The 12244-nt window shown below is 69.1% G+C and carries 7 protein-coding genes; 3 read left to right on the forward strand and 4 right to left on the reverse strand.

Going from position 1 to position 12244, the window contains the following annotated elements; genetic code table 11:
- Nucleotides 1-221: 221 nt before the first annotated feature.
- Nucleotides 222-2753 carry an alpha-glucan family phosphorylase gene (gene glgP / locus QH276_RS32970; protein WP_280407012.1) on the reverse strand — a complete coding sequence of 844 codons (2532 nt, stop codon included), beginning with the start codon at nucleotides 2751-2753 and terminating at the stop codon, nucleotides 222-224.
- A 448-nt stretch (nucleotides 2754-3201) separates the two neighbouring features.
- On the opposite strand from glgP, the gene QH276_RS32975 reads away from it, so the two are divergent.
- The 3 genes from QH276_RS32975 to glgB are packed head-to-tail and all read left to right on the forward strand — an operon-like array spanning nucleotide 3202 to nucleotide 9037.
- On the forward strand, nucleotides 3202-4869 hold the full coding sequence (locus tag QH276_RS32975) for an ATP-binding cassette domain-containing protein (protein WP_348536639.1): 1668 nt from the start codon (nucleotides 3202-3204) through the stop codon (nucleotides 4867-4869).
- Nucleotides 4870-6873 (forward strand): alpha-1,4-glucan--maltose-1-phosphate maltosyltransferase, encoded by a 2004-nt coding sequence (locus QH276_RS32980; protein ID WP_280399647.1) that lies wholly within the window; start codon nucleotides 4870-4872, stop codon nucleotides 6871-6873.
- Between the two features lie 7 nt (nucleotides 6874-6880).
- Nucleotides 6881-9037: a 1,4-alpha-glucan branching protein GlgB gene (gene glgB, locus QH276_RS32985; protein WP_280399646.1), complete on the forward strand. Its 2157-nt coding sequence runs from the start codon at nucleotides 6881-6883 to the stop codon at nucleotides 9035-9037.
- Between the two features lie 460 nt (nucleotides 9038-9497).
- Here glgB and QH276_RS32990 read toward each other — a convergent pair whose 3' ends face one another.
- The 3 genes from QH276_RS32990 to QH276_RS33000 all read right to left on the reverse strand — a co-directional run bounded on the left by QH276_RS32990 (nucleotide 9498) and on the right by QH276_RS33000 (nucleotide 12024).
- On the reverse strand, nucleotides 9498-10349 hold the full coding sequence (locus tag QH276_RS32990) for a tetratricopeptide repeat protein (RefSeq protein WP_280399650.1): 852 nt from the start codon (nucleotides 10347-10349) through the stop codon (nucleotides 9498-9500).
- A gap of 61 nt (nucleotides 10350-10410) precedes the next feature.
- Nucleotides 10411-10776, reverse strand: a complete 366-nt coding sequence (locus tag QH276_RS32995) for a DUF3817 domain-containing protein (RefSeq protein ID WP_432278654.1) — start codon at nucleotides 10774-10776, stop codon at nucleotides 10411-10413.
- A gap of 69 nt (nucleotides 10777-10845) precedes the next feature.
- Nucleotides 10846-12024 carry an acetyl-CoA C-acetyltransferase gene (locus QH276_RS33000; RefSeq protein WP_280399644.1) on the reverse strand — a complete coding sequence of 393 codons (1179 nt, stop codon included), beginning with the start codon at nucleotides 12022-12024 and terminating at the stop codon, nucleotides 10846-10848.
- Nucleotides 12025-12244: the final 220 nt, after the last annotated feature.

A 12244-nucleotide genomic window follows, 5' to 3' on the forward strand; every position in this document is an offset into this window, starting at 1 on the left:
GCGGGTACCCCCCCTGTCCCCCCCTTGTTAACGTTTACCTTATTGTTTTACCACCGTTTTATGGGGCCCCCCCGCGGGGGGCCCGGGGTTCGGGGCCCCCTTGGTCTCGTTCTTCACTCCGCCGCTCCTCCGCAACGCTGCCCCGCTCTGTCGCTCCAGAACGAGACGGGCCCCGAACCATGGGATGCCGACCATGTGGAAAGCCGGCCAGGGGCAGGTGTTCAGGCGTTGGTGACCAAGCCCAGTTCCGCGTTCGATGACAGGAGTTCGTGGGCGGGTAGTACGCGGACCGTGTAGCCGACCGTGCCCGGTAGCGGGACAGGGGTTTCCACGGTGAACAGTTCGACTGTCGATTCCGGAGTTTCCCGGCCCACGGGCGACATCGCGACCGCGGTGATATCGGTCAGGTCGTCCTCGGGCGATACCCTGCCCAGCACCGCCTGCACCACGACCTCGTGCGGATCCAGGCCACCGAGGTCGATACGGGCGGTGAGCGACAGGGGCGCACCGAGGACGGGGGTTTCGGGCAGACCGGTCGCGTCGACCCGGACGACGCGGACCCGGCTCCACGCCTGCGTCACCCGGTTGCGGTATTCCGCGAGTTCCCGCGCGCCGCGCAGGTCGTCCGCCGTGATCCGCCGGTACGCGGCCGCGGCCGGCGCGTAGTACTGCTGCGCGTAGTCGCGCACCATGCGGGCGGCCTGCACTCGCGGTCCGAGCGTGCCGAGGGTGTGGCGCACCATCTCCAGCCAGCGCACCGGCAGACCGTCCGCGTCACGGTCGTAGAACCGGGGTGCGACGGTCTGTTCCATCAGCCGGTAGAGCGCGGTGGCTTCCAGATCGTCGCGCCGCTCCTCGTCGGTGACGCCGTCGGCCGTCGGAATGGCCCAGCCGTTCTCGCCGTCGAACATCTCGTCCCACCAGCCGTCGCGGATGGAGAGATTCAGGCCGCCGTTGAGTGCCGATTTCATCCCCGAGGTGCCGCAGGCCTCCAAGGGGCGCAGCGGGTTGTTCAGCCACACATCGCATCCCCAGTACAGGTAGCGGGCCATGGATATGTCGTAGTCGGGCAGGAAGACGATGCGATGCCGGACCGCCGGGTCGTCGGCGAAGCGCACCAGTTGCTGGATGAGTGCTTTACCGCCTTCGTCCGCCGGATGGCTCTTGCCCGCGACCACCAGCTGTACCGGGTGGTCCGGGTGGAGCAACAGTGCGCGCAGCCGGTGCGGATCGCGCAGCATCAGGGTCAGCCGTTTGTAGGTGGGCACCCGCCGGGCGAACCCGACCGTCAGCACCTGCGGATCGAACACCGAGTCCACCCAGTCCAATTCGGCCTCCGCCGCACCGCGTTGCAACCACGACTCCCGCAGCCGGCGGCGTACCTCACCGGTCAGCGTCGCGCGCAAGGTGTTGCGTACCGCCCACAGCCGCTCCGGTGGCAGCTCCCCCAGTTTCTCCCAGCCGTCCGCGGGCGCCAGCAGCTCGCCCCATTCCCGCGCCGCCCACGTCGGGCCGTGCACACCGTTGGTCACCGAATCGATCGGCACCTCCGGGGTATCGAACCCCGGCCACAGCGGCGCGAACATATTCCGGCTCACCGCGCCGTGCAGCCGCGAGACACCGTTGGCGCGCTGCGCGAGCCGCAACCCCATATGGGCCATATTGAATACGGCCGGGTCCGCTTCCCGCCCCAGCCCGATGATGCGGTCCACGCCGATACCGGGGAGCAGCGGTGAATCCGATTCCCCCGCCGACCCTCCGAAATAGCGGTGCACCAGCGAAACCGGGAACCGATCGATCCCGGCCGGCACCGGCGTGTGGGTGGTGAACACGGTGCCGGCCCGCACCGCCGCGAGCGCGGTATCGAAATCCTGCCCGGCGGCGAGATATTCGCGGATCCGTTCCAGCCCGAGGAATCCCGCGTGCCCCTCGTTCATATGGAAGACCTCCGGATCCGGTAGCCCGGTCGCCGCGGTGTAGGCCCGGACCGCGCGCACACCGCCGATACCGGCCAGGATCTCCTGTTCGATCCGATGCTCCTGGTCCCCGCCGTAGAGGCGATCGGTGACGGCCCGCAGATCCGGGTCGTTCGCGGCGATATCGGAATCCAGCAGCAGCAGCGGCACCCGGCCCACCTGCGCGATCCAGACCCGTGCGGCCAGCACCCGCCGGTCCGGCATCGCCACATGCACCAGCACCGGCGAACCGTCCGCCGTCAACGGCCGCAGCGGCAACTCCTGTGGGTCCAGCGCGGGATACCGTTCGGCTTGCCGGCCATCGGCGGTCAGCGACTGCCGGAAATAACCCGCCCGGTAGAGCAACCCCACCGCGATCAACGGCAGACCGAGATCGGATGCCGCCTTCAGATGGTCTCCGGCCAGAATGCCGAGACCACCGGAGTAATTCGGCAGCACCTCGCTGACCCCGAACTCCATCGAGAAATACGCGACCCCCCGCACCCCGAAATCCGCGCCCGGCCGGTCCAGGTAGGCCCGCAGATCCGCGGCCACCGAATCCAGCAGCGTACAGAATTCGGTATCGGCCGCCAGCTCGTCGAGCCGCCCGGGCGGCGCCTCCCGCAGCATTCGCACCGGATCCTGTCCGGTCTCCGCCCACCGCAGCGGATCCAGCGCGGCGAACACATCCTGTGTCGGACCATGCCACGACCAGCGCAGATTGGTCGCCAATTCACCCAGCGCGGCCAAACGCTCCGGCAGATGGGCGCGGACGGTGAACCGACGCAGTGCCTTCATGAGGTGTTTATAGCGCCGCCTCCCGCGGCGCGGGGTCCCGGCCCCCTGGTCGTACCTCACGCGGAACCCGGGCTTCGCCACGGAGCATGGCGGGTTCGGTGTCACGGCAGCCCGCCCGCATCCCGGCGCAACACGGCGGCCGCCGCCGCGTCCGGGCTCGCCGTGGGTGAAATCTCGTTGCCACGTGGTTCCCGGGCCGGTTACCGTGGTTGCCGTGTTCGCAGGTACCGCGTCGATGATGAAGCCCTGGTCGCGCCGCTGACGGCGGCGACCGGAATTCCGACGATTCTCTGAAAGCCGCCGTCCGGGCTGTCGTGCCGGGCGGTGTTTCGCGCTGTCCCGGCTCCCTTCCTCGAGCTGCGGAGTTCCAGTGCCTACTTCTCGTACCTCTGTTTCCCCTTCGAACCCGAGCGACCCCGCCGCACCCGGACCGCTCGCCGCGGACCGGCTGCCGGCAGGCGCGCACGCCCATATCCGGGCGACCTCGGTCGGCGTCACACTCGGCTCGCGCCCGGTCCTGACGGATGTCTCCGTAACCGTATCCGCCCGGTCGCGGCTCGCCGTCGTCGGCGAGAACGGGCGCGGTAAGACCACCCTGTTGCATGTACTCGCCGGCCTGCACCCGCCCGACAGCGGCACCGTCGTCCGGACCGGAACGATCGGCATGGCCCGGCAGGCTGTGCCGTTCCGCGCCGGCGAGACCGTGGGCACCCTGGTCGCCGAATCCATCGGGCCGGCTCTGCGCGCCCTGCACGATCTCGACACCGCGACCCGCGCGCTCACCGACGGAACGCGCGGAGCCGACGACGCCTACGCCGCGGCTTTGGACGCCGCGACCCGGCTCGACGCCTGGGATGCCGAACGCCGGGTCGATATCGCACTCGCGGCCCTGCACGCCTGTGCCGACCGGGATCGCCCGCTGGCGACGCTGTCGGTGGGACAGCGTTATCGGGTCCGGCTGGCATGCCTGCTCGGCGCCACGCACGACATTCTGCTGCTGGACGAGCCCACCAACCATCTCGATCGTGACGGACTGCTGTTTCTCACCGACAGCCTGCGGACGAGATCCGGTGGGCTGGTCGTCGTCAGTCACGACCGGGCGCTGCTGCGTGCTGTCGCCGGGGAGTTCCTCGATCTGGACCCGAGCCGGGACGGCCGCCCGCAACTGTTCGCCGGCGGGTATCCGGGCTGGCAGGACGGTAAGCGCCGGGCCCGCGAACGCTGGGAGCACGAGTACGCCGACCAGCTCGCCGAGCAGGCCCGGCTCCGCGATGCCCTCGCGACCGCCCGCGACCGGCTCGGTACCGGCTGGCGGCCCGGCAAGGGCCACGGCAAACATCAGCGCCAATCCCACACACCGGGTCTGGTGCAGGCCCTGCACCGGCGCCAGGCCGACCTCGACGCGCATACCATCACCGTCCCGCACCCGCCGTTGCGGCTCAGCTTCCCGGAGCTCCCCGCCCGTCCCGGCACCCCGATGCTCCACTGCGACGACGTGACCGTTGCCGGGCGCCTCGAGACCCCCGTCGGCCTCTCCGTGGCAGCGGGCGAACGCCTGCTGGTCACCGGCCACAACGGCGCCGGCAAATCCACCTTGCTCGCCGTGCTGGCCGGAGAACTGGAACCTTCGACCGGCCGCGTCCACCACCACGGCACCGCCCGGGTCGTCCGGATCGATCAGGAGGTACCCGCCTGGGAACCCGGCCTGACCGCCGCGCAGCTCTACAACCGGCAGCTGCGGAGTCCCGAGATGAACCACGGCAGCGAACCGATCCCGTTGACAGCGACGGGTCTGCTGGACAAGCAGTCGCTGCACACACCCGTCGGCCGCCTCTCCCCGGGACAGCAACGCCGGCTCCAGCTCGCCCTCCGGCTGGCGCTGCGCCCCACGGTCCTGATCTGCGACGAACCCACCAACCACCTCTCCATATCCCTGGTGGACGAACTCACCGCCGCGCTTTCCGGCACCCCCGCGGCCGTCATCGTCGCCACCCACGACCGGCAGATGCTCGCCGACCTCTCCCACTGGCCCCACCTCCCCTTGCCGATCAAGACCCAGACCGAACCCGCGACGCCGAAGGCGGCACAATCGAACACAGCCCATATCGTTGTGTAGATGACCGGTCGCATCGCCATCGACGACACCGCCCCGTACCTCCCCGGCGGATATCCGGCGAAGGCGGTGGTCGGGGAAGTCTTCCCGGTGCGGGCGGTGGTGTGGCGCGACGGGCACGGGGCCGTCGGCGCCACCCTGGCGATCCGGGCGCCCGGTTCGACGCGGTCGCGCCGGGTGCCGATGACACCCGATTACGAGCCCGATGTGTTCAACGGCGTCTTCACTCCCGGCACGCCCGGCCTGTGGCATTACCGGGTCGAGGGCTGGGCCGATTCCCTCGCGACGTGGCGGTCGGCGGTGGCGGCGAAACTCGCCGTCGGGCAGAGTGCCGGCGATCTGGACAATGATCTGGAGCTCGGTGCGCGGCTGTTCGACCGAGCCGCGCAGGCGGTCGGGAAGAAGCAGTTCGAGCGGTTGCGGGCGGTGGCGGCCGCCCTGCGCGCGACCGACCCGCTGCCGGCGCGGGTCGCTCCCGCGTTCACCGACGAGGTGACCGAGATCCTGCGCGAGAACCCGTTGCGGGAGCTGATCACGCGCGGCCCGCAGTTCTCGGTGCTGGTGGAACGTCCCCGGGCGCTCACCGGCGCCTGGTACGAGTTCTTCCCCCGTTCGACGGGTGGCCGCGACGCCGACGGCAACCCCGTGCACGGCACCTTCGCCACCGCGGCCGCGGAGCTGCCGCGGATAGCGGCGATGGGTTTCGATGTGGTCTATCTGCCGCCGATCCATCCGATCGGCCGGGTGAACCGCAAGGGCCGCAACAATGCGCTCAGCGCCGGCCCGGGTGATGTGGGTTCCCCGTGGGCGATCGGTTCGGCCGAGGGCGGGCACGACGCGTTCCATCCGGAGCTGGGTACCGAGGCCGATTTCTCGGCGTTCGTCTCCGCCGCCGCCGGTCTCGGCCTCGAGGTCGCGCTGGATCTGGCGTTGCAGTGCGCGCCCGACCACCCGTGGGTCACCGCGCATCCCGAATGGTTCACCACCCTGCCCGACGGCACCATCGCCTACGCCGAGAATCCGCCGAAGAAATATCAGGACATCTATCCGCTCGATTTCGACAACGACCCCGACGGCCTGTACGCCGAGGTGCTGCGCGTGGTGCGCTATTGGATCGGGTTGGGGGTCAAGATCTTCCGTGTCGACAACCCGCACACCAAACCGGCCGATTTCTGGGAGTGGCTGATCGCTGCCGTCCGGCGGACCGACCCGGATGTGGTGCTGCTCTCGGAGGCCTTCACCTATCCGGCCCGCCTGTACGGTTTGGCGCGGCGCGGTTTCAGCCAGTCCTACACGTATTTCACCTGGCGCACCCATAAGCACGACCTGACCGAATTCGGTCGTGAGCTCGCCGCGAAAGCCGACGAGGCGCGCCCGAACCTGTTCGTCAACACCCCCGATATCCTGCACGAGAGCCTGCAGCACGGTGGTCCGGGAATGTTCGCGATCCGGGCGGTGCTGGCCGCTACCCTCGCCCCGAGCTGGGGTGTCTATTCCGGCTTCGAACTCTACGAACACCAGGCCGTCCGCCCGGGTAGCGAGGAATACCTGGATTCGGAGAAGTACGAGTTGCGGCCCCGGCCCTTCGCCGCGGCCCGGGCCCGCGGGGAATCCCTGGAACCCTGGCTGACCCGGCTCAACGAGATCCGCCGCCGGCATCCGGCACTGCGGCAGCTGCGCTGCCTGCATTTCCACCATATCGACAACGACAATCTGCTGGCGTATTCGAAAATCGACCCGGCCACCGGGGATGCCGTCCTGATCGTGGTGAACCTGAATCCGTTCGCCGCCGAACAGGGCATGCTCTCGCTCGACCTGCCCGCCCTCGGCCGCGAATGGCACGACCATCCGGTGGTGTACGACGAGATCAGCGGCGAGGAATACCACTGGGCGCAGACCAACTACATTCGGCTCGACCCGGCGCGCGCGGTCGCCCATGTCATCGCACTACCCGCGGTGCCGTATCACGCCCGCGCCGGACTGGCCTATCGGCGGTCGCTGCGGTGAGGTCGCGGTGAACCGGCGCGACCTGCTCCTGCTTGCCGCGGGCAGCCACCCCGACCCGCATACGGTGCTCGGCGCCCACCCGGACCCCGGCGGCACGCTGGTCCGGGTACTACGCCCGGAGGCGGAATCGGTGGCGATCCTGGTGGGCGGTACGCGGCACCGGCTCGAACCCCTCGGCCACGGCGTTTTCGCCGGTACTCTGCCCTATCCCGAGCTGCTGGATTACCGGATCGTCACCACCTATCCCCACCATCCGACCACGGTGCTGGCCGACGGCTACCGCTATCTCCCGACGCTGGGCGAATTCGATCTGCACCTCATCGGTGAGGGTCGCCACCAGCGGTTGTGGGAGGTGCTCGGCGCGCATCCGCGCCGCTACCCGGGGCTGGACGGCGAGGTCACCGGGGTTTCGTTCGCGGTATGGGCGCCGAATGCCCGCGGGGTCGCCGTCTTCGGCGATTTCGACCACTGGCAGGGCGGAACCTGGCCGATGCGCGCCCTCGGCAAGTCGGGTGTCTGGGAGATCTTCGTGCCCGGCGCCGCCCCCGGCGACCGCTACAAATATCGCGTCCACGGCGCCGACGGCCGGATCGCCGACCATGCCGACCCGCTCGCGTTCGCCACCGAACTCCCCCCGGCCACCGCCTCGGTCGTCACCGAGAACCGGCACGAGTGGACCGACCGGGCCTGGCTGGCCGGCCGGGCGCACACCGATCCGGCGCGCGCACCGCTGAGCATTTTCGAACTGCACCTCGCCTCCTGGCGGCCCGGCCTGAACTACCGGGAACTCGCCGGCGAGCTCAGTGAGTACGTCCGCCGGCTCGGTTTCACCCATGTGGAGCTACTCCCCGTCGCCGAGCATCCGTTCGGCGGCTCCTGGGGGTACCAGGTCACCTCGTATTACGCCCCCACCGCGCGCTTCGGCAGCCCGGACGATTTCCGCGCCTTCGTCGACCGGCTGCATGCCGACGGGATCGGCGTCATCCTCGACTGGGTGCCCGCGCATTTCCCACGCGATGCCTGGGCCCTGGCCCGCTTCGACGGCACCGCCCTCTACGAGCACCCCGACCCGCGCCGCGGCGAGCAACCCGAATGGGGCACCTACGTGTTCGACTACGGCCGGCCGGAAGTCCGCAATTTCCTGGTCGCCAACGCGCGCTACTGGATCGAGGAATTCCATATCGACGGGCTGCGGGTCGATGCGGTCGCCGCCATGCTGTACCTCGATTACGCCCGTCCCGGCAGCGGCTGGGAGCCGAATATCCACGGCGGCCGGGAGAATCTGGAAGCGGTCGCCTTCCTCACCGAACTCAACGACAGCCTGCACAGCTCGTATCCGGGGGTTCTGACCGTCGCCGAGGAATCCACCACCTGGCCCGGCGTCACCCGGGCCACCGAGGTCGGCGGCCTGGGTTTCACCATGAAATGGAATATGGGCTGGATGCACGACACGCTGAGCTACCTCGGCCGCGACCCGGTACACCGCGCCTGGCACCACAACGAGATCACCTTCTCACTGATGTACGCGTGGAGCGAGAACTACGTCCTGCCCCTCAGCCACGACGAGGTCGTCCACGGCAAGGGCACCCTGTGGACCCGGATGCCGGGCGACGAATTCGCCAAAGCCGGCGGGGTCCGTGCGCTCCTTGCCTACATGTGGGCCCACCCCGGTAAACAATTGCTGTTCATGGGTCAGGAATTCGGTCACTACCGCGAATGGTGGCACGACCACAGCCTCGACTGGCACGAACTGGACAACCCCTTGCACCGCGGTATCCAGCTCCTGGTCGCCGACCTCAACCGCGTCTACCGCGAACACCCGGCCCTGTGGAGCCAGGACACCACCCCGGGCGGCCACTCCTGGATCACCTGCGACGACCGCGAATCGAATGTCCTGGCTTTTCTCCGCCACGCTGCCGACGGCAGCACCGTCGCCTGCGTCTGCAACTTTTCCGGCAGCGCCTGCACCGGCTACCGGATAGGGCTCCCGCTCGCGGGCGAATGGGTCGAAATCCTGAACACCGATGCGCTCGAATACGGCGGAACCGGCGCCGGAAACCTCGGCCTCCTCCGCGCCGAACCCACGCCGTGGCACGACCGCCCCGCGTCCGCCGAACTCACCATGGGACCGCTCAGCGTAATCTGGCTTGTTCCCCGGTACTGACGCGTCTCGGACCCATCCGGAACCGGCCGCCACGGAAACTCCCCAGCCCGGATCCGAGACGGCCGGATCTGTACCGCCCGAAAGCCGTCGGCAGGCTGTGGCCGGCCTCGTGGAAGGGACGAGGCCGACAGCCGCCACCGACCAGAACGCGTGGCAGCGCGGCACCGCCCTGGCCCCGGCGAGAACCCGCGGGGTCTTGCACCGCCGCCCGTAGCCGCCTTCCCGTCACCGGCGATCCACCCGTCGACGCCGAGCACGTCGGCGAAGACTGCGCACAGGGCCACATCGACGGGTTCGCGGATATTCGACACCCCTCGGTTCCGGCGGGCACCGGTGCGAGCAGTGGGCCGACCGTTGCACGAGGCCCACTGGCTCTGCGATACGCGGCCGGCCGGATCGTCCCGTGTTTACAGCGGCTCACCCACTCCCCGAACGGCGCCGACGGCCGGCACCCGGGCGGTCAGTAGAGAGCGGTGGCGAGTTTGCGGCGCGCGGCGACCACGAACGGTTCGGCCGGATCGAAGAGTTCGAACAGTTCCACCAGACGGGTGCGTACGGTGGTTCGCTCATCGCCGGAGGTCCGCTTGATCAGGGCGATCAACCGGTCGAAGGCCGCCTCGGGCCGCTGCTGGAACATTTCCACATCGGCGGCATCCAGCGCGGCGGCCACATTGCCCGGATCCGCGTCGGCGGTGGCGATCGCGGTTTCCGGCAGGTCCTGGGCGCGCCCGAGGAATTTCACCTGACGCAACGCCGCTTTGGCCTCGGTATTGCCCGGCTCCTGGGACAGGATCGATTCGTAGGCCGATTCCGCGCCCGCGAAGTCACCCTGTTCGAGCAGGGCTTCGGCGGCGGCGAAGCGGGGGTCGGCGGGCGGTTCGGCCGGTTCGGTATCCGGATTGCCTTCGAGTTTTCCTTCCACCGCCTGCACCACCGCCGCGAGCCACTGGCGGACCTGGGCTTCGGGCTGGCCACCCTGGAAATCGGCGAGCGGCTGACCCCCCGCGACGGCGATCACCGTAGGAATGCCCTGCACACCGAAGGCCTGCGCGATCCGCATATTGCTCTCGGCTTCGACAGCGGCCAGATCCCAGGTGCCGTTCGCCTCGCCGAGGAGCCGCTCCAGCAGCTGCACCAATTCGATGCTGCCGGGACTGCGCTGCGAATACAGCGCTACCACGACCGGCACCTGCATGGAGCGACGCAGAACCTTGGTCTCGAAATCCGCCTCGGTGACCGTATGGTCACCGGTGGCGGCCGGCGCACCCGCGGGCGGCTGTTTCAGGGCGGACAGATCGACCGCCCCGGACATGGCGGCGGCTACGGCTGGTGAAGGACGGCGTGATGCTGGTCGAGTCACAGCATCCAGTCTGTCACGACGAGGCGGCGAGAGTCTTCGGGGACTCGGTGCCGGACGCGCCGTTCGCGGCGAACTTCCCGGCGCGCACCGCCCACACCTCGAACAGCACTGTGAAGAACGGCGGGATACTGGACAGCAGCGCCAGCACCGTGGTCTTCCAGTTCCATTCGAACTCCCGCGCCGCCAGCAGCGCGACCAGCACGAACAGAATGAAAATGGTGCCGTGTACCGGACCGAAGATCTTCACACCGATCTCGTTGCCTTCTTCCGGCAGGTACTTGAACGCCATTCCGATCAGCAGACCCAACCAGGAAATCGCCTCGAGCACGGCGAAGAAGCGGAACCTGCCGGCAGTGGTGCCCAGACCAAGAAAGTTCATGGGCACCATTGTGCCTCAGCCACTACACGCCGTCGTAGTCGAACCGGTCACACCGGTCATACCGGACGATCAGACCCGCACGATCAGCGCGTCACCCTGGCCGCCGCCACCGCACAGCGCCGCCGCACCGACCCCGCCGCCGCGCCGCTTCAACTCCAGCGCCAGATGCAGCACGATCCGCGCACCCGACATCCCCAGCGGATGCCCGATGGCGATGGCGCCACCGTTCACATTGACCTTTTCCGGATCGATCCCCAGCTTGCGGGTGGAGGCGATACCCACCGCCGCGAAGGCTTCGTTGATCTCCACCAGATCCAGATCGGCCGGTGCGATACCTTCCTTCGCACACGCCTTGGCGATGGCGTTGGCCGGCTGATCCTGCAGCGTCGAATCGGGTCCGGCCACCACACCGGCCGCGCCGATCTCGGCGATCCAGCTCAACCCGAGCTCCTGCGCCTTCGTCTTGCTCATCACCACGACAGCCGCCGCACCGTCGGAGATCTGTGAGGCCGAACCGGCGGTGATGGTGCCGTCCTTGCTGAACGAGGGCCGCAACTTCGCCAGCGACTCCGCGGTCGTGTCGGCGCGGATCCCTTCGTCCTGCCGGAACAGGACCGGGTCGCCCTTACGCTGCGGCACCTCGACGGGTACCACCTCGTCGTCGAATACCCCGTTCTTCCATGCGGCGGCCGCCCGCTGATGCGAGGCCGCGGCAAAGGCGTCCTGATCGGCGCGGCTGATCGAATCGGTGCCGTTGCGCTGCTCGGTGAGCGCGCCCATCGCCTGATCGGTGAAAATATCGTGCAGGCCGTCGTAGGCCATATGGTCGCGCAGCGTCACATCGCCGTACTTGAACCCCTCGCGGCTCTTCTCGAGCATATGCGGGGCGCGGCTCATCGATTCCTGGCCACCGGCGACCACGATCTCGTACTCCCCGGCCCGGATCAGCTGATCCGCCAGCGCGATGGCGTTGATACCGGACAGGCACACCTTGTTCAGGGTCAGCGCCGGAACGTCCATCGGGATACCGCCGGCGACAGCGGCCTGCCGGGCCGGGATCTGCCCCGCGCCCGCGGTGAGCACCTGTCCCATGATCACGTAGTCGACCTGGTCGCCGCGGACCCCGGCCTTCTCCAGTGCGGCGGCAATGGCGAACCCGCCGAGATCCGAGCCGCTGAAATCTTTCAGACCGCCCAGCAGCCGGCCGACCGGGGTACGCGCACCGGCAACGATCACGGAGTTGGTCACGACGAGCCTCCTGTGTATATGGCGGCGCCTCCGGCGCCGCGGGGGGGGGGGCGCGGTGGCCCCGGGGGTGTAAACCCCCCCCCCACCCCAAGGCCCCCCCCCCCGGGGGGCCCCACCAAAATTGGCGGGTTTTGGTATTGGGGTGGGGGGGGGCGGGGTTTGGGGCCCGGGCGTGGGCGGGGCCCCGGGGGGTGGGGGGGGGGGGGCTCGTCGTCGGTAT

Origin of the sequence: Nocardia carnea (assembly GCF_029869215.1) — a bacterium.
GTDB classification, from domain to species: Bacteria; Actinomycetota; Actinomycetes; order Mycobacteriales; family Mycobacteriaceae; genus Nocardia; species Nocardia carnea_B.